This is a genomic window from Candidatus Phytoplasma gossypii, from assembly GCF_030586975.1.
GTDB classification, from domain to species: domain Bacteria; phylum Bacillota_I; class Bacilli_A; order Acholeplasmatales; family Acholeplasmataceae; genus Phytoplasma; species Phytoplasma citri.
The window spans coordinates 1-19,310 of sequence record NZ_JAOSIT010000010.1 but is presented as its reverse complement, the minus strand read 5'-3'; the positions used below and the strand labels follow the sequence as shown (position 1 = coordinate 19,310).

The following is a 19,310-nucleotide window of genomic DNA, read 5'->3' as shown; positions in this document are numbered from 1 at the left end:
TAAAAAAATAATTTATTTTAGAGACGAGTTTTTTCTTTTTTTTGGTTAACTAATAAGTGAGGAGGCAAAATAATTTTGGTTTTTGTCTTGAGTAAAACTTTTATTGGACATTTAACTTTCTACAAATAGCGCAGTTCCAAAAAGTTTGGTTCACGAGAAAAGCTGAGATATTTCCGACTTAAATAGCGATCGAGATGATTATTAATATTCTTAAAAGTTGTCACAAAATATGGGTTCAGTGCGATCAATCGAAAGGATATTAGAAGAGTTTTTTCTTAAATTCATATATTGAAGATTATTATCTGATGAATTAGTGTAATTATTTTCTATTGTATCAATTATATTTTGTCGAGAACTTTCAGGTTGATTAGTGCAAGTGGTCAATAATTGATTATTTTTTTGCTTGTTATTATATTTATTGATTTCTGTGGTAATAGAATTTTGTCTATTTAAAAGTTCGGCTTGTTTTTCGTTATTAAGTTTAAAATGTGTTAATTCATTTTGTATGATATATTCTGCTTTTATATAAGAATCATATTCTTTATCATTAGAAATTTCCTTATTATGGCTATGTTTATTGCCCATCGCTATAACTTTATTATTATGAAAAATAAATAATATTCCTGAGCAGATTAGTAAATAAATAATTATTATTTTCGAGTAATTTTTTAATGTAAACATTAATTAAATCTCCTTTGATTTCTTTAAATTTTAATGATATTTGAAATTTATATTATTTTGTTAACATTAAGAACTTGTTTTTTATTATTTCGATTTCTTTCATTTTATATTTATTCTTATTATGTTTTGTTTTTGGAGATAGATAAAGTTTTACGAAAAGTGTTAAAGTTAAAGAGGAAATTGATTAATTTTGAATGAGTGTTATCAACAAAAGCTTCGTCCAAATAGTAGTTTTTTGTATCAGATTAAGAAAGGTTCAAGGAGTTTATGTATTTTTTTTGTTTTTTTTCTTTTGAAATATAAATTTATTATTATTTTCTTTATCAAAAAAATCTATCTTTTGAAATTATTAAAGTGGTATGGCTAATACGGATAGATTAATTCCGTTTTATAAAGCGTTTTGTGTTTGCTGTTAGTTTCCGTCCAAATCGGACAAGCAAGTTTCCCGGCATTTGGCTTTCCCTAATTTATTCTCTTTCGAGAACTAATTTCCTCTCACGGCTAATTAGCTATTTATTATTATTTTCTTATTGTTCTTATTTTTCTGATATAATGGTATAAACTTTTTTCTTAGTAATCTTTTCGTTAAAAGTTTTTTGGTATAAATCGGTGATTTTGCGATGCCCGCAAAAATATTGATAGTTTAAACATAAAGCTTTAATCCATTTTTGTTGTAACAAATATTTTTCTTCTTTTTCCTTTAGTTTATTTTGGACTTTTAACCAATAATAATAAGTATTTCGGTTAATTTGGATGGTTTATAAAATGGTGGTTAAATTTAGAGTTGATTGGAATTGGTTGACTAAATAAAAAAACCATTTTTTTATCAATTTGTTTAAGCTTTTCCATCATTTTTTGTAATAATTTGATTTTTTTTAATTTTTGCATCTCAAGACCAATTATCTTTACCAATTATTTTTAAATATATTCTCTATTATAACTCGGAAAGATTTTTTGAAGTATTTACAATATATTTGCTTGACTTTTTTATTCTATCATATAATTAAAACATTAAAAATATTAATTTTGTTTATTCTTAATTTTCCATAACAAACTCCATATTCAAAATACTTTGAATATTACAATTATATAATTGTAATATTTTTTTCAAAATAGGGAATTGTTGGTTAAATTTTTTTGTTTTTTTTCTAGTGTTTTAATTTGTTTTTTTATAAGCTTTATCCTTTTATTTTATTTGTTAAATGAATAAAAAAATAAAAATCCTTAAGTTTTTTACAAAATTAAATTGCAAAATTTAGGGTTATATGAGCGTTTATGGGGTATATTAATGTATTTATATATATAGATGTGATATAAATGTAAAAAAGTAATAATTTAACTGATTGTTTCGACTTTGTCTTCTTCAAAGAAATGAACAGATAAATCAACGATGATTTTCTTTGTAGCTTCTTCATAAGAGAGATAAGGGATCTAAAAAACATTTTTGATAAGCTTTTTTCGGTATTTTTGTAATAAATCATTGATATCTTTACAAGTTTGGTCATAAGGGGGTAACATTTTTCCGATTTCATATATGTCATATATGAGGTTAGCTTTTTTAATTTGTTCGCCTAAGGCTTTACTTCGTTTTCGGCCTATTTCGTCATTATTTAAGGCGATAATTGCTTGAATCTTTTCTTTTTTTAAATTTCTATTTGGGATTGAGAAAATAGTTGGGTTACACTGAGGTGTTCAAAAACTTTAGACACTTTTTTTACTTTTTAAAAATTTTTGAAGACTAACTGTTAAGTTAGTCTTTTTTTGTTTTAAAAGACTAAAAAAAATAATTTCCTGTCTTTTCTAAAAATGTTTTTAGAAAGGAATTGAATGTTGAGAAAAAAATTATTTAAAGAATTTTTAAAAAATAAAAAGAATTTAGCAATACGAGATCAATTAATTGAACTTCATCTGCCTTTAGTTAAAAAAAATAGTTTATCAATTTAAATATTATCCGCGTTGTTTAATCCGAGCCGATTTAGAACAAGAAGGGATTTTAGACTTAATAAAAGCCCTCCGATAATTACGAAGATTTAGGTTGTGAATTTATTACCTATGCTACTCCTGTTATCAAATTTGAAATCAGTGAACTAATTAGAACAAGTCATTCACCTTCAATCCCCCCCTAAAACCTCATCAACGTTAGTTAAAACAAATTCATCATGAACTTTTTTAAAAAAAATGAAAACGAAATTAAGTGCAAAGGAATTTCAAATTATTCATTTAAGTTTCGATATTAAAAATAATTTTAGTTAAAAAATATTTTGGAAAATTTAGATAATTTTTATTTATTTAAAAAAATTAACTCAAGAAGTTGATTTTCATATAATTATTAATAGATCAATTAAATTTGTCATTAACTTTTTGTAGTTTATTTGTTTTGATATATTTATATAATAAAAATAATAAAATTTTTATTTTTTCATCTATTATATTTTTATTTTGATCTTTTTTGATAATTCCTGCTTGATGACTTATAAATACATAAATAATTCCACCTAATCCAATTAACAACATAAGATTAAAAGCAAAATAATGTTTTTATTATTAAGTCCGCAAAAATAACTTCATTTATAAAAAAAGTAGAGTAATAAAATTGTTAATAGTATAAATAAATATATAAAAAATAATGTGATACTATGTAAATTGTATTTCAAGATTTTCCATGATTTTCTCTCCTTAATTGTATTTCAAGATTTTCCATGATTTTCTCTCCTTATTTATTAATTTATTAATTTTATAAATTTAAATGAAAAATTTATTTTTTATTCTAATAAATATTTAATGTTTTATTTTCATTTTTGTACTAAATTATATTTTATAATGATTTATTATTGTTTTTTAAATTATTTTATAGCTTATATTTATTGGTATTATTTGACATATTGATTTTTTTAGTTTAGAATATATTCGGATATTTCACTATATATAAATTTTCTAATTTAGAGTTAAAATTAAAAACCTTTTGGTTTTTTTATTTATTAAATACTTTTATTAAAATATTGAAGTATATTTAATTCATAAATTTTAAACATTTTTAAAGACAAAAAATATATAATAAAATACTATAGATATTGTTAATTTTTTTCAAATTTAAAAAAATTTATTAAAAAAAGAGGTGTACAGATGCCATCTGAAAATATTAATTTACATAAAGTTAAAGAGTTTAAAAAAGGCTTTCAGGATTTTATTAATAAGGGTAACATTGTTCAATTAGCAGTTGCTTTTATATTGGGACAATTATTTACTAAAGTAGTTAGTTCTTTAGCTACTGACATAATTATGCCTCCTATTAATTATCTTTTTAGTGATACAGGTTCTTCTTTACAAACTTTAAATTGGCAATTAAAAAATAATATTTATTTGAATTATGGCATTTTTTTACAAAATGTTTTTGATTTTTTATCTGTTTCATTTATTTTGTATTTAATTGTTTTATATTTTTCTAAATATTTTAGCAAAAAAAATCAAAATGAAAATAAAATTTCTATTGAACATGAACAAGTTAAAATTTTAAAAGAAATTAAAGATATTTTAATTAATCAAAATAAATAAAAAAATCAAGTTTTTTTATTAATATAATTATTTAAATTTTTTGTAATTTATTTCGAGAGTGCTTTTTTTAGAAATAAAAAAAGCACTCTTTTACTTTTATTATTTTGTAAGATGAATAATTTTCTGAAGATTTAATATATTAGAAATAAATCAACTATTCATTGTTTTTAAAATATATTTTTTGCAATGATATTAGGCGACTAATAAATAATTAATTAAAAATATATTTTTTTTAGCAGTTTTGATATAATTAATAGGATAAAACTTATAATTATCATTTATAATTGTAATTAAAATATATACAAGTGCATTGTTATAAAAATTTTGTTTCTAAATAAATATTTAGGAACAAATTATTAATTAAATCTATAATATTGAAAAAAGGATTATAATCTAATGATATTAAAATTTGTAAAAACAATGTTAGGCTTTTTTAGACAATTTCGTAATCCTTCTAAAAGATATTTGAAAAAAGTTAAAAAAGTGGCTGATAAAATTGATCGATTCAGTAATATTATGTCTCAATTAAAAGATGAAGATTTTCCTAAAGAAACTCTTAAATTAAAACAAAAATTAAAAGATGGTATGTCTTTAGATAGTATCTTGGTTGAAGCTTTTGCTTTGGCGCGTGAAGCTTCTACTAGAGTAGCTAAAATAACACCCTATTATGTTCAATTATTGGGAGCTATTGTTTTACATAAGGGAAATATTGCAGAAATGAAGACTGGAGAAGGCAAAACTTTAACAGCTGTTATGCCGGCATATTTAAATGCTCTAGGAGGCGAGAGCGTTCATATTGTAACTGTTAATGAATATCTAGCACGACGTGAAGCGGAAGGCGTTATAGGAGATATTTTTCGTTTTTTAGGTTTAAGTGTAGGTTTAAATCTTAAAAATAAAACTATTCGAGAAAAAAAAATAGCTTATAATTGTGATATTTTATATTCTACTAATAGTGAAATCGGATTTGATTATTTAAAAGATAATATGGAAAGTGATATTAATAATGTTTTAATGACTCGTGAATATGGTTATGTAATTATTGATGAAGTTGATTCTATTTTAATTGACGAAGCTAGAACTCCTTTAATTATTTCTAATAATACACAATCTGGTCTTAAATTTTATAGAGATGCTGATCGTTTCGCTAAATCCTTAAAATCTGAACATTATTTAATCGATTTAGAATCAAAAACTATTGAATTGACTGAAGAAGGCATTCGTAAAGCAGAATTATTTTTTAAAATTCATAATTTATATAGCAATAAAAATTCTTTTTTATTACATTTTATCAAAAATGCTTTAAAAGCTTGTTTTATTATGGAAAAAGACAAAGATTATTTAGTGCAAAATGATAACATTGTCATTATTGATCCATTTACAGGTCGCGCTTTGATTGGTCGACAGTTTAGTGATGGTTTACATCAAGCTTTAGAAGCGAAAGAAAATTGTCTTATTAAAGCGGAAACTGAGACATCTGCTATGATTACATATCAAAATTTATTTCGAAATTATAAATTGATATCCGGTATGACTGGAACAGCTAAAACCGAAGAAAAAGAATTTATTAGTATATATAATATGAAAGTTATTCAAATACCTACTAATAAAAAAATGATTCGTGAAGATGCTCCTTATGTAGTTTTTTTAACTTTAAAGGAAAAATGGACAGCTTTAATAGAAGAAATTAAAATAAGACATTTAAAAAAACAACCAATTTTAATAGGTACTGTCAGTGTTGAAGTATCAGAGCAAATTTCCAAGTATTTAAAAAAAAATAAAATATCTCATGAAGTTTTAAATGCTAAAAATCATTTAAAAGAATCTGAAATAATAGCTAAAGCCGGTTATAAAGGCGCTGTTACTATAGCAACGAACATGGCCGGAAGAGGAACAGATATTCGTTTAGCGGAAGGTGTTGCGGAATTAGGCGGTTTAGCTGTTTTAGGAACAGAAAGACATGAAGTTCGAAGAATTGATAATCAATTACGTGGACGTTCAGGTAGACAAGGCGATCCTGGTTATACTAAATTTTTTGTTTCTGCAGAAGATGATTTAATAAAACGTTTCGGTTCTAATAAAGTTAGTAAATTAGTTAGTTTGTTGCAAGACAGTAATCAACAAAAAAATAATGCAGTATCTTCTCGTTTTTTAACTAATTTATTTACTAATATACAAAAAAAAATAGAATCTTCTAATTTTGAATATCGTAAATTTGTTTTAAAATTCGATTCTGTTTTACAGTTGCAAAGAGATATTATTTACAAACAACGTAAAGAAATTTTAGCTTCTGAAAGAATTGAAGAAGTTTTATGGAATATTATTATTAAAACTTTGAAAAATGAAGTTAAAAATTTTATTAATTTGATGCAAAAAAGCAAATATAAAAAATTAGATCAAAAAAGTATTATAAAAGAATTAATTAATTATTTTGAAATTAAGCTTTTTCCTAGAAATGCTTTAAAAGAAGTAGATTTTCAAGTAAATAATCAAAAAGATTTATCTTATTCGAAAATAGAATCTATTATTTTGAAGAAAGCTCGTCATCTTTTGGACGTACAAAAACAACAATTTGCTAAATCTGATATACAACAGTATTTAAATATTATTAGACTAATTATATTAAAAAATATTGATATTAAATTTCAACGTCATATGAATGATATGGATTTATTAAGAAGAAGTATTAATTTTTTAAGTTATGGACAACAAAATACTTTAATTGTTTATCAACAAGAAGGTCAAAAATTTTTTAATCGTATGATTGGAAATATTTCTCAAGATATTGCCAAAATTGTTTTAAAATCAAATTTTTTCGAAGATTTGTTATATGATTTAAATTCTATTGAATCATCACAATCAAATGATAAACATAAAATAAAGAATAAAAAATATATTAAAAAACCTTGGGATTAATTAAAAAAAATATAATTTCCAGAGGGGATAATTTTTTATAATGGAAAAATATGAATTTCATCAAATTTTAAATAATTTAAAATCTACTTTATTCAATCTAGAACAAAAAATAGATGTCTCGAATTTGTTAGAACAAGCAAAATCTTTTAAATTATTGATGTCAAAACCGAGTTTTTGGGATAATCCTCAAGAAGCTGCTCATGTTACTCGGAAATTTAGTCAGTTACAAAATAAAATTAATCATTTTACTAATTTACAAAAACAACATCAAGCTTTAACTTTATTATCATCAAGCGATGAAATAAATGATCAACAAAATTTAACTTGGTTAATTTTAGAATTGAAAAAATTACAACAAGATATTAAAAGTCTAGAAATTGAAATTTTATTAAACAAAACTTATGACGAAAATAATGCTATTTTAATGTTACATTCTGGTGCTGGTGGTTTGGAATCTCAAGATTGGTGTGAAATTCTTTTTAGGATGTACAAAAAATATGCCCAAAAAAAACAATTTCAATTGGAAATTTTAAATTTACAGACAGGCGAAGAAGCTGGCATTAAATCTGTTAGTTGTTTAATTAAAGGTATTTATGCTTATGGATATTTTAAATCTGAGAGAGGTATACATCGTTTAGTTCGTAAATCGCCTTTTGATGCTAATTTCAAAAGACACACATCTTTTGCTTCTTGTGAAATTCTGCCAGAAATTAACGAAGAAATTACTGTTGATATTCAAGAACAAGATTTAAGAATAGATGTTTTTCGCAGTAGTGGAGCTGGAGGTCAACATGTAAATACTACTGATTCTGCAGTTCGTATTACACATTTACCTACTGGTATTGTAGTGAATTGTCAAAACGAAAGAAGTCAAATTCGTAATAAAGAAAAAGCTTTACAAATTTTGAAAACTAAATTGTTTCAATTAGCTTTGCAAAAGCAAAAAGAAAAAGAAGATAATTTGAAATCAGATCAAAAAGAAATTGGTTGGGGATCGCAAATTAGAAGTTATATTTTTCATCCCTATCAAAAAGTCAAAGATCATCGTACTAATTATGAAAGTTCTCAAATAACTGATATTATGAATGGCGAATTAGATGATTTTATTAATGCTTTTTTAAGGAGTGATAATTAATTAATTTTAATTCAAAATCTTTTGCTTAAAAAGGATAAAAATATGAATAAAGAACCAAAATTTTATCTAAATAATCTTAATAAATGGTTAATACTTATTATAAATGATATTATTTTAGCAATAACTATGTTTGTATTTACTTTGGGTAGTAAATTAAATATAGGTGGAACTGATGGATTAGCTTTAACAAGTGCTCGTTTATGTAATTTATTTACAAATAATTCTTATTTTATCTCTGATATAATAATGATTTATTTTATGTTTTTTTATAATATTTTAGCCATAATTATGGGATATAAAATATTTGGTAAAAAATTTATATTAAAAAGTGCTATTTTAGCTGTTATTTTGATGATAGTAATGTCTTGTCTTCCTTATATATTAGGTGAATCGACAGTTTTTTTAACTCGTTTGTTGGTGTGGAATAATGAATATTGGAGATTATTTGTTGCTTCTATATTAGGCGGATTATTAATAGGTTTTACTCAAGCTAATATTAGAAAATTAGGATTCACTACCGGAGGTATGGATGTTTTTCAACAATTTTTAAAAGATGTTTGCGGAATGAATTTTAAAATTTCTTTATTTATGACTGATGGTATTTTAATTTTTTTATCTTCTATTTTGGAAAGTTTTGATCAAATAAATTTTTTTAACATGTTTTCAGAAATTGTGATCAGAATTGTATTATCATTATTATCTATTTATATTATTGGTTGGATTATGGATAAAAAAGTTAAATTTAATTTGGTCGCAAATATTAATAATTTAAATTATTAATATTGGAATAAATGAATAGTATGAATTATTTTATTAGAAAGGTTTATTGCTTAAAATAACAAAATGTATAAGAATGGATTTTTAAAAATTGAATTAGCAAATCCCGATTTAACTTTTGGAAAATTTGATGAAAATAATGATATTATTTTAAAGGTGTTAGCCAAAAGTAAATCTAGTTTTGTAGTTTTCCCGGAATTATGTTTAAGCAGTTATACAGCTGGTGATTTTTTTTTTGAAAATGATTTTAATAATAATATTTTAAAATCTTTAAATTATATTATCCGAAAAAACTCTTTCAAAGGCGTTTATATTTTAGGAATGCCGTTAGTTTGGCAAGATATGATTTTTAATGTAGCCATCGTTATACAACAACAAAAAATTTTGGGAGTTATTCCGAAATATACTATTCCTAATTATGAGGAATTTCGCGAAAAAAGATGGTTTACTTCTGGTCATGTGATAACAGAAATTCAAGAAATTCTTTTGTTAGGTCAAAAAATTCCTTTCGGAAATATTTTATTTGTGAATCAAATTTTTAATATTTGTTTTGGAGTAGAAATTTGTCAAGATTTATGGACTATTAATTCTCCTAGTGATTTATTGACCAAAAAAGGAGCACATTTCATTTTTAATTTATCTGCTTCTACAGAACATTTAGGTAAAGCGAGATTACGTCGTATGGCAGTTATTAATCATTCTCGTAAACAAATTGGTGGTTATTTTTATGTTAGTAATGGTATGAAAAGTGAAATGTCTAATGATATTGTATTTTCTAATCATAAAATAGCTGCTCTTTTAGGGAATTTAATAGGAGAAAAAGATATTTTTAATTCAGAAACAAGTTTAATTGTAGATATTTGTATAGATTTTATTAAACATCAACGTTTAATAGATACTACTTATGCAGATCAAATTTTAGAATCTAAAAAAATAATAGTTGTAAAATCTTATTTTGATTTAAATGAAGATAAAGATTTTATTTTTGAAAAAAAATGGAGTATCAAACCTTTTGTAAGCGAATCTGAATTAAATGAACAGTTAATTTTGTCTAATCATTTGCAATGTTTATTTTTATGTAATAAATTATCTTTTTATCCTGATAGCAAAATTTTTTTATCTATAAGTCCTAATTTAAATGATTTGATTAATTTATTAGTAGTAATTCAAAGTTTTAAATTAAATAAGAAAAAATTTAATGATTTAAATATTTTTATAAATGATTCCGATGTTTTGTTTGTTGATTTGATAAAAGATTTTTTGCAAAAAATAGGAATCAAGAATTATCAAAAATATTCATCTTTATTATTGCATTATGATGATTTATTGGATGATGAGACAAATATGAATATAGTTAATCATAATCGGGTTTTTATCAATTTGAAAGAAATTAATATTTTTTTAGAAAATCATAATTTATCTGATATTAGTTTAGGAAGATTCACCAAAAATTTATATAATTTTGATGTGAATTTTAATCTTAATATTGGATTATCAGACACTTTAATAGCAGAATTAGTTTTATTTCATTTAAATCAAGAAATATTTTCGCAATTTCCTGATTTAAAATTTTTTTATCAAAAAAAAGCTACTTTACAATCTAATAATGATAATGTTATCAAAAAAGATTTTATTTTGTTTTATTATTTAAAATATAGTTTAACTTTAGAAAAAATTGCTTTTTTATTGGCAAAAACATTTGAAATCAATATAGAAGAGAGTTTAGATTTGACTTATCGCACTTTAAAAATTTTTTACCAAAGCCAAAATCAAAGAAATTATATATCTTCAGGTCCCAAAATTTTTGAAAATAGTTTATTAGAACGAGCAGAAACTAATTTAGTATCTAAATTTAATTTCAAATTTTTAACTTTATTTCCGAGCAAAAATAAAAAATAGTATCATGAAGAAAAAAGTTATTATTGGTTTATCTGGTGGTGTCGATAGTAGTGTGTCTGCTTTTCTTTTAAAAAAACAAGGATATGAAGTTGAAGGTGTTTTTATGCGTAATTGGGATAGCGGTTTAAATTATGATATTCAAGGTAATCCTTTTCTGAAAAAAACTATTTGCCCTCAAATACAGGATTTTCAAGATGCTCAAAAAATTGCCGAACAATTAAATATTAAGTGTCATTTTGTTGATTTTTCTCGAGAATATTGGGATCAAGTTTTTTCTTATGTTTTGGATCTTTTTAATAAAAATTTAACTCCAAATCCTGATGTTTTATGTAATAATTATATTAAATTTTCTATTTTTTCTAATTATGTTAATCGCCTTTTTAAGCCAGATTTTATTGCTATGGGTCATTATGCGCGTTTAGATATTATCAATAACGATCAAATTTTAAAAAAAGCTCAAGATCAAAACAAAGATCAAAGTTATTTTTTATCTCAATTACAAAAACATCAATTAACTAAAATTTTATTTCCTCTAGGTGAATTAACTAAAACACAAGTAAGAAAAATAGCTTATCAAGAAAATTTAGCGACAGCTCATAAAAAAGATTCGACTGGTATTTGTTTTATTGGGGAGAGAAATTTTTCAGCTTTTTTACAAAATTATTTACCTATTAATAAAGGTTTAATTAAAGATATGAAAGGTAATGTGTTATCTCAAAAACATTTAGGAGTTTCTTATTATACCATTGGCCAACGTAAAGGTTTAAATCTAGGTAATACATCTTATAATTCATCTCCTTGGTTTGTGGTTGGCAAGGATTTAGTTACTAATACTCTTTATGTGGATCAAAATTCTGAAAGTATATATTTATATAGTGATTCCGCATTAATTATTAATGTTGTTTGGCGAGATTATAAATCTTTTAAATATCCGAATATTATGATTTTAAAATCTAAATTTCGTTATCGACAACCTGAACAAGAAGTAAAAATTCATTGGATTAATCAACAACAATTAAGAATTTTTTTTAAAGAAATTAAAGCAGTAGTACCTGGTCAAATATGTGCTTTTTATTATGAAGATATTTGTTTAGGTGCAGGGATGATTAAAGAGGTTTATCATAAAAATAAAAAACGTCAGTATGTTTAAATTTTTTCGGTTTTAAAATATAAAAAAATAATTTTATAATAATTTAATTTAAGTTTTTTGTATTTACTGATTCTTCAAAAGGAATATTAAAATTAGTTATGAAAATTAAAAAAATTAAAGGTACTAAAGATTTTTTTCAAGAAGAAATGTTAAATTTAAAATTTGTAGAAAATAATTTAAAACAAATTATGGAAAAATATCATTTTCAAGAAATACGTACCCCTATTTTAGAGTATCGTGATATTTTTTATCATGCTACACCTTATTCCGAAATGGTTAACAAAGAAACTTATCAATTTTTAGATAAAAAAGGTCGCAAGATTGTTTTAAGACCGGAAGGAACTGCTGGTATTATTCGTAGTTATTTAGAGAATAAGTTTCATAATTTCGATGATATTTATAAATTTTATTATTGTGGTCCTTTTTTTAGATATGAGAGACCTCAATTTGGCCGATATCGTCAATTTCATCAAATAGGTATTGAAATGTTAGGTAATTATCATGATTTATCTGAATTAGAAATTTTTTGTCTAGTTAATGAAATTTTAAATTTTTTTAATTTACCTCAGGCACAAATTAAAATTAATCATTTGGGTAATATGCAAACGCGTCAAAATTTTATTAAAATTTTTTCTGATTATTTACAAAATTTTTCATCAGATTTATGTTCTTTATGTTTAAAACGTAAGCAATTTAATATTTTAAGGATTTTTGATTGTAAAATTTGCCAAAATAAAATTTTTTTAAAAAAAGCCCCATTAATTTTAAATTTTTTAGATTCATCTCTTAAACATCAATTTGAAATATTTTTATCATTATTAAAAAAAGAAAATATTAATTTTTGTGTTGATCCGACTTTAGTTAGAGGATTAGATTATTATACCGATATAGTTTTTGAAATTGTATTGCCAATATCTCATGAAGAATCTTTTGAATTAATTTTAGGCGGCGGCGGTAATTATAATGATTTAATTTATCATTTCGGAAGTAAAAAAAAGATTAAAGCTATAGGATTTGCTATCGGCATAGAACGATTCATGTTGGCTTTGCAGCATAATAATTTTTGGAAAAATATTAATTTTAAACTATTAGATGTATGTGTTTTGTCAGTAGATTATTCAGTTAATTATGAAGCTTTTAGATTAATTCAAAAATTACGTCAAAACAATATTAATGCTGAAATTATTTATAATAATGATGGAATTAATTTAACTAAATGTATTAAAAAAGTTTTAAAATTAAAACCTAATTATCTTATTTTTATAGGAACTAAAGAATTAAAAGAAAGTTGTGTGACAGTTAAAAATACTACTACCCAAATAATTTATAATGTGAATTTAAATAATATTATTACTTTTTTAAAAAAGGAGTTAACTTTACAATCGTAATGAGCAAATATAGCTATAATAATAATGAAATTTATTTAAAAAATCAAGGTGAACGGGTTTTTTTAAAAGGTTGGATTGCTCGTAAACGCAATTTAAGAAATAAAATGTTTTTAATGTTGAGAGATTTTTCGGGATTAATACAATTAGTTATAGAACAAAATCATCCGCAATATTTAGAAATATCTAAAATACCGATAGAAACTGTTGTCGAAGTTAAAGGTCTAGTAGTAGAAAGAATTAATAAAAATCCTAATTTAAAAACTGGTGATATCGAAATTGTAATAAGTCAATTATATGTTTTATCAGAAGCGCAACCCTTGCCTTTAGTAGTGGAAGATAAAAATATTAGTAATGAAAGTCACAGATTAAAATATCGTTACTTGGATTTAAGAAAAGAAAAACAAAAACAATATTTGTTACAAAGACATTATATTACTCAAAATATACGTCAAACTTTGATATCTCAGGATTTTTTTGAGTTAGAAACTCCTATATTAGCAAAATCTACACCTGAAGGAGCCTTGGATTATTTAGTACCTTCGCGTTTGTATCCTGAATCTTTTTATGCTTTGCCTCAATCTCCCCAATTATTTAAACAATTATATATGATTGCTGGATTTGAAAAATATTTTCAAATAGCACGTTGTTTTCGTGATGAAGATTTGCGATCGGATCGTCAGCCAGAATTCACCCAAGTGGATATAGAAATTTCTTTTTGGTCTCAGGAAGAAATTATGAATTTAGTAGAAAAAATTATGATATGTTTGATTAAAAATTTTAAACATTATGAAATTGAGAAACCTTTTGTTAAATTAACTTATGATCAAGCTATGAAAAAATATGGTTCCGATAAACCTGATTTAAGATTTGATTTATGTATAGAAAATTTGACAATTTTTTTCAATTTATCTTTGATATCATCAGAAATTATCCATAAATTTCATATTTTAGGTATCAGATTCATTTTATCAGAAAAATCCTTATTAAATAAAAAAACAATTTTACAATATTATCGTTGGATTAAAAATCAATATCAATTAGATTTGTATTATTTAATTAAAATTGATGATAAAATTCAAGGTAATTTTGTTAATTCTTTAAATAAAGAATTAAATTTTTTAAAAAATAATGAATATTGTTTCTTTGTATTCGATTCATCTATGGGAAAATCTTATAACGCTTATGAAGCTTTAGGTTTTTTAAGAAATAAATTAGCGAAAGATTTAAATTTGATTGATGCTCAAAAATTATCTTTATTGTGGATCGTAGATTTTCCTTTATTAATTTTTGATGATAAAGAAAATAAATATAAAGCTATGCATCATCCTTTTACTAAACCAGAAAATTATTTAATTTTGGACCAAAATCCTCATGAGGCAAAAGCATGTGCATATGATTTGGTTTGGAATGGTTATGAGATTGGTGGCGGATCTTTAAGAAATTACCAATATGATTACCAAAAAAAAATATTTCATACATTAGGTTTTTCTGAAGTAGAAATGCATAAACAATTTGGTTTTTTTTTAGAAGCTTTGCGATATGGTACACCTCCCCATGGTGGCGTCGCTTTAGGTTTAGATCGAATTGTTATGTTATTGACTGATACAGATAATATTAAAGATGTTATTGCTTTTCCTAAAACTCAAACAGCACAAGATTTGATGTTGCATACTCCTGCTACTGTCACTCAAAAGCAATTAAATATTTTAAGTTTATCATTTTTATCTAAGGAAGATAATTGAAGTTTATGTTTTCATTATCATTAGCAATGTCATTAAAAAGAGAATGTAAATATATCCTTTCGATCAGCGGTGGCGTCGATTCTATGACTTTATTAGATTATTTATATTCTAGAAAATTTCAAATAATTGTAGTTCATTTTAATCATTTAAAACGAGAAAGTTCTTATCAGGATAAAGTTTTAGTAAATGAATATTGTCAATTACGCAAAATACCTTTTTATTATTTTGAATTAAATTTAGGAAATAAAAATTTTCAAAATCAAGCTAGTTTAACTCGAAAATTATATTTGCAAAAAATAGCTGTCCAATATAAAACTCGTTATATTATAACAGCTCATCATTTGAATGAGGGCGCCAAAGATGCCTAAATTTCGTGCTATCTAACCAATAGCCAGGGCCGATAAACCCTGAAAGGAGATGGTCGGTTCAGCAAACGAAAGGATGTTGGATTATAGCAGACCATAAAAGCGGGTTACGATGAAAGCAAATTAGTCAAGAAGACTCCGCCACCAAATAATTCTATGGAGAAGCCTGAAATGGCCTAAGAAGGAAAATCGATGTAATAATGAGACCTGTTCCGGAAGTTGCTGAAGCGGACAGTCCAGAGTCTACTAATATAATTCATTTGTATTGAGTAGTTTATCAGCTAAAGAAAACCTGGAATCAGCCTCTTGAAAAGGAGAGGGCACTTCCCCTAAAGAGTTAAGGTCGAAATTTAGCGTAACTTGGAGAATCCTAAAACTAAGTAATTAAATTTACTAATCAGGAAATAAAAGCCCTGATTGTCAAGGATAAAGAATCTTCTTATTAGTCGTAAGCGTAAACCTAAATTTGGAATAATTTAGTTAATCGTCTTACCGAGAAGAGAGTTAATCACTCTTATAGGGCGAAAGAAGAAAGTAATTTATTGTTTATTTATTGTAGTAACCACAGAAACTAGGAATGATTTTGAGTTAAGCTTCTACGGACCATGAATAAGATTCGCGCCCGATATTACCCCTCTATTAAAATAAAAACTCAAGTGCGGAATTAATAATTTAATGAACACCTACCTCACATTTGATCGGGTTGCTACCAACCAAGGAGCAGAAACACTCCAAAATTGATGAGAGAACCATAAGTGACATTAATTTAATGAAATTAAATAAGGATCATCAAAAATACGTTCGTAATCAAGACAACAATAAACATTTAACCAGTGGTAACACGAAGTTAAACCCGGAAAAGGGATAAATTAGGGAAAGCGGTGTGCTGGGAAACTTGCTCGCGCCGTTTGGACGGGGGCTGTTTGTAATAGTTGATAGCTATCAAGGAAACGCAAATAATCTATCCGTATTTTAGCAGAAACTATTTTATTAAAATTATCACGAGGTAGTTCTTTATTAGGATATAGCGGAATGCAACCTATTTATTTGATGGAAAAATTTGTTTTTTTAAAACCGTTTTTATATCTTTCAAAAGAAAAAATTATTAATTATGCTAATCATAAAAAAATTTCCTTTTTAGAAGATGAAACTAATCAAAATGATTATTATGCTAGAAATAGAATTCGCAAATTTGTTATTCCTTATTTACAAAAGGAACATAATTTTTTAAAAAATATTTATAAATTTCATATTCAATTAACAGAAATTTATCGATTAGTCAAAGAACAAACAAATTTATTTTTGAAATATCATTGTCATCAACAGGGCGCCAAAGAGGCCTAAATATCAAGTGAATTAACCAATCACCAGAACGATAAAATACTGGAAAGGATAAGAACGGTTCTTTAAACGAAAGAATAAGGGATTACAGCAGTTCTTAAAAGCGGGTTGCGACGAAGTAGTTAGTCAAAAAAGATGCCGCTACCGAATAGTTTTAAGGATAAGTCCGAAAAGGCCTAAGAAGAATAAGAAGATGTAAGATAATATGCCTGGCTCGCAAACTACTGAATCGAGCAGTCCAGAGGCTATCAATATAATTGTTGAGTATTGGATAGTTTATCAATCAAAAAAACCTGGAATCTCACCGTGGTTAAAAAACGGTTACTTCACCTAAGGAACTAAGGTCGATATTTAGAGTAACTTGGAGAATCCTAAAGGCTAGTTATTAAATTAATTCATGATAGAGTAACAGCTATCAGTCCCAAGGATAAAGCGACTTTTTAGTAGTTGGAGAAGTAAAACTTAATACGGAATTATTAAGTTAATCGCCCTCCCAGGAAAAAGGTTAACTACCTTTATAGAGCGAAAGAAGTCAGTAATTTATTGTTTATTTGATAATTAGATTTGGTACATTAATGAATTAAGCTTTCGCGAATATCGGATATCATTCCAGATTGTTTATTATCTGACAAGCCTTTAAATTTTGGATGAATAATATAATTAATACTTATTGATCATTTGCTCAATCTTAGCTAACAAAATTATTGGAACAAAAGTTGTTAATATAATAATCTTGAAATTGAACAATATTACCATGAATACATCAATAGCTAAAATAAATCATGATCGGTTAATATAATTTATTATGCAAAGAATGTTATCGTCAGATAATTGAACAATAAAATCACGATATTACATGATCAGAATAAACAGCTAATTAGTGGTAACACAAAATTAGTTTTCGGAAGAAGATAAATTATGGCAAGCCGGATGCTTGGAAACTTGCTTGTCCGGTTTAGAGGGGGGCTGTTTGTAATAAATAATCGAAATATAAATCTGATTATTGAAACGTAAATAATCTATCCCTATATATTATTGTTTAGAAGTTTTTTGTAAATTGAATATAGTTATTCAAAAAAATATTATTTTAGTTTTGTTAGAGAGCAAGAAAATAAATAAAAATTTTGTTTTAATTAATAATATTATTAAATTATTAAATAATAAAAATAAACCTTATTTTGAAATGAAATTAAATGGCAAATGGCAAATATCTAAAAAATATTATAAATGGCAATTAACTCCTGTAGTTAGAACTGAAAATAATATTAATACATTAAAAAATATTTTGTATTTTCATCATGATCGCAAAATATATCCTTCAAATATGATTCAAAAGGAGATTTTTTATAGCAATGGACAAATTATTTTTCCTTTAATTATAAGAACAAGGCGATCAGGAGATGTATTGCAATTTAAATTTGGAAAGCAAAAATTAAAAAAATTTTTAATTAATCGTAAAATTCCTATTACGCAAAGACAAAAATTGGTATTAATAGTAGATCAAACTCAAAAAATTATTTGGATTCCTTGCTTATACCATAACGAAACTTTAGGAGACGGCAAAATTATAACTCTTGCTGTTGAGTCGCAAGATTATTGAATATTGTGTTATTTAACTGGGCGCCAAAGATGCCTAAATTTCGCGCTATCTAACCAATAGCCAGGGCCGATAAACCCTGAAAGGAAATGGTCGGTTCAGCAAACGAAAGGATGTTGGATTATAGCAGACCATAAAAGCGGGTTGCGACGAAAGCAAATTAGTCAAGAAGACCCCGCCACCGAATAATTCTACGGAGAAGCCTGCAATGGCCTAAGAAGGAAAATTGATGTAATAGCCAAACCTGCTCCGGAAGTTGCTTAAACGGACAGTCCAGCGCACTGAACCCATATTTTGTAACAACTTTTAAGAATATCAATAATCATCTCGATCACTATTTAAGTTAGAAATATCTCCGCTTTTCTCGTGAACCAAACTTTTTGGAACTGCGCCATTTGGGGAAAGTTAAATGTCCAATAAAAGTTTTACTCAAGACCAAAACCAAAATTATTTTGCCTCCTCACTTATTAGTTAACCAAAAAAAGAAAAAAATCGCCTCTAAAATAAATTATTTTTTCCTTTTAGCTCATTTATTTCCGATAAGGATGGTAAAATGGTACTATCTTCAATAAAGGAAAAAGTTGCGCATGTTAATCCCAAAACAAATTGAATTATTACAAACAGTTATTCTTTATCAACGCCCCGATTTATTAAAAATAATATTACCTTTAATCAAAGTTTACCGCCAAACTTTAACAATTACCCAGATTTTGAACCTTTTAAAAATCAAAAGGCATCTTTATTATTATTGGCGGAAAAGTCAAAAA

General features: G+C 25.0%; 14 protein-coding genes and 3 pseudogenes. 13 read left to right on the top strand and 4 right to left on the bottom strand.

Going from position 1 to position 19,310, the window contains the following annotated elements; all coding sequences use genetic code 11:
* Window positions 1-210 precede the first annotated feature (210 nt).
* The 3 genes and pseudogenes from OC698_RS01330 to OC698_RS03300 form a co-directional block, all read right to left on the bottom strand.
* Entirely contained in the window at window positions 211-681 is a 471-nt protein-coding gene (locus OC698_RS01330; protein ID WP_304512936.1) for an SVM family protein, read from the bottom strand.
* 542 nt (window positions 682-1,223) lie between these two features.
* A pseudogene (locus OC698_RS03305) lies at window positions 1,224-1,569 on the bottom strand (IS3 family transposase); the annotation flags it as partial.
* 447 nt (window positions 1,570-2,016) lie between these two features.
* Window positions 2,017-2,366 (bottom strand): annotated as a pseudogene (locus OC698_RS03300) (toprim domain-containing protein); the annotation flags it as partial.
* A gap of 142 nt (window positions 2,367-2,508) precedes the next feature.
* Between OC698_RS03300 and OC698_RS01320 the strand changes: the two are divergent.
* A pseudogene (locus tag OC698_RS01320) lies at window positions 2,509-2,916 on the top strand (sigma-70 family RNA polymerase sigma factor); the annotation flags it as partial.
* 102 nt (window positions 2,917-3,018) lie between these two features.
* Here OC698_RS01320 and OC698_RS01315 read toward each other — a convergent pair.
* Window positions 3,019-3,195, bottom strand: coding sequence for a hypothetical protein (locus tag OC698_RS01315; protein ID WP_304512934.1), 177 nt, complete (start codon window positions 3,193-3,195; stop codon window positions 3,019-3,021).
* A gap of 609 nt (window positions 3,196-3,804) precedes the next feature.
* Between OC698_RS01315 and mscL the strand changes: the two genes are divergently transcribed.
* The 12 genes from mscL to OC698_RS01255 all read left to right on the top strand — a co-directional run.
* The gene (gene mscL, locus OC698_RS01310; RefSeq protein WP_078123060.1) at window positions 3,805-4,233 is read left to right on the top strand and encodes a large conductance mechanosensitive channel protein MscL; all 429 of its coding nucleotides are present in this window, start codon (window positions 3,805-3,807) and stop codon (window positions 4,231-4,233) included.
* A gap of 420 nt (window positions 4,234-4,653) precedes the next feature.
* Window positions 4,654-7,149 carry a preprotein translocase subunit SecA gene (gene secA / locus OC698_RS01305; protein ID WP_304512938.1) on the top strand — a complete coding sequence of 832 codons (2,496 nt, stop codon included), beginning with the start codon at window positions 4,654-4,656 and terminating at the stop codon, window positions 7,147-7,149.
* A 40-nt stretch (window positions 7,150-7,189) separates the two neighbouring features.
* Complete coding sequence (gene prfB / locus OC698_RS01300; protein WP_304512933.1) at window positions 7,190-8,284, top strand: peptide chain release factor 2; 1,095 nt, start codon at window positions 7,190-7,192, stop codon at window positions 8,282-8,284.
* A 42-nt stretch (window positions 8,285-8,326) separates the two neighbouring features.
* Window positions 8,327-9,064, top strand: a complete 738-nt coding sequence (locus OC698_RS01295) for a YitT family protein (protein WP_304512932.1) — start codon at window positions 8,327-8,329, stop codon at window positions 9,062-9,064.
* A gap of 63 nt (window positions 9,065-9,127) precedes the next feature.
* Entirely contained in the window at window positions 9,128-10,960 is a 1,833-nt protein-coding gene (locus OC698_RS01290; protein ID WP_304512931.1) for a nitrilase-related carbon-nitrogen hydrolase, read from the top strand.
* A 4-nt stretch (window positions 10,961-10,964) separates the two neighbouring features.
* A complete protein-coding gene (gene mnmA, locus OC698_RS01285) occupies window positions 10,965-12,110 on the top strand; it encodes a tRNA 2-thiouridine(34) synthase MnmA (RefSeq protein WP_304512930.1) in 1,146 nt (381 codons plus the stop codon).
* Window positions 12,111-12,208: 98 nt separating this feature from the next.
* The gene (gene hisS / locus OC698_RS01280) at window positions 12,209-13,498 is read left to right on the top strand and encodes a histidine--tRNA ligase (protein WP_304512929.1); all 1,290 of its coding nucleotides are present in this window, start codon (window positions 12,209-12,211) and stop codon (window positions 13,496-13,498) included.
* A complete protein-coding gene (gene aspS, locus OC698_RS01275) occupies window positions 13,498-15,240 on the top strand; it encodes an aspartate--tRNA ligase (protein ID WP_304512928.1) in 1,743 nt (580 codons plus the stop codon). Before hisS ends, aspS begins: the two co-directional genes overlap by 1 nt.
* Window positions 15,241-15,245: 5 nt before the next feature.
* On the top strand, window positions 15,246-15,608 hold the full coding sequence (locus tag OC698_RS01270; protein WP_304512927.1) for a PP-loop family protein: 363 nt from the start codon (window positions 15,246-15,248) through the stop codon (window positions 15,606-15,608).
* 960 nt (window positions 15,609-16,568) lie between these two features.
* Window positions 16,569-16,949 (top strand): PP-loop family protein, encoded by a 381-nt coding sequence (locus OC698_RS01265; RefSeq protein WP_320411981.1) that lies wholly within the window; start codon window positions 16,569-16,571, stop codon window positions 16,947-16,949.
* A 1,054-nt stretch (window positions 16,950-18,003) separates the two neighbouring features.
* Window positions 18,004-18,546: a tRNA lysidine(34) synthetase TilS gene (gene tilS / locus OC698_RS01260; protein ID WP_304512926.1), complete on the top strand. Its 543-nt coding sequence runs from the start codon at window positions 18,004-18,006 to the stop codon at window positions 18,544-18,546.
* A gap of 584 nt (window positions 18,547-19,130) precedes the next feature.
* Window positions 19,131-19,310 (top strand): hypothetical protein (locus tag OC698_RS01255; RefSeq protein ID WP_304512925.1); only part of this gene is annotated, 180 nt, incomplete at its 3' end.

Excerpts from the sequence above, each read along its gene's own strand:
- OC698_RS01330 (WP_304512936.1), bottom strand. The coding sequence starts at position 681 with ATGTTTACATTAAAAAATTACTCGAAAATAATAATTATTTATTTACTA.
- OC698_RS01315 (WP_304512934.1), bottom strand. The coding sequence starts at position 3,195 with ATGTTGTTAATTGGATTAGGTGGAATTATTTATGTATTTATAAGTCAT.
- mscL (WP_078123060.1), top strand. The coding sequence starts at position 3,805 with ATGCCATCTGAAAATATTAATTTACATAAAGTTAAAGAGTTTAAAAAA.
- secA (WP_304512938.1), top strand. The coding sequence starts at position 4,654 with ATGTTAGGCTTTTTTAGACAATTTCGTAATCCTTCTAAAAGATATTTG.
- prfB (WP_304512933.1), top strand. The coding sequence starts at position 7,190 with ATGGAAAAATATGAATTTCATCAAATTTTAAATAATTTAAAATCTACT.
- OC698_RS01295 (WP_304512932.1), top strand. The coding sequence starts at position 8,327 with ATGAATAAAGAACCAAAATTTTATCTAAATAATCTTAATAAATGGTTA.
- OC698_RS01290 (WP_304512931.1), top strand. The coding sequence starts at position 9,128 with ATGTATAAGAATGGATTTTTAAAAATTGAATTAGCAAATCCCGATTTA.
- mnmA (WP_304512930.1), top strand. The coding sequence starts at position 10,965 with ATGAAGAAAAAAGTTATTATTGGTTTATCTGGTGGTGTCGATAGTAGT.
- hisS (WP_304512929.1), top strand. The coding sequence starts at position 12,209 with ATGAAAATTAAAAAAATTAAAGGTACTAAAGATTTTTTTCAAGAAGAA.
- aspS (WP_304512928.1), top strand. The coding sequence starts at position 13,498 with ATGAGCAAATATAGCTATAATAATAATGAAATTTATTTAAAAAATCAA.
- OC698_RS01270 (WP_304512927.1), top strand. The coding sequence starts at position 15,246 with ATGTTTTCATTATCATTAGCAATGTCATTAAAAAGAGAATGTAAATAT.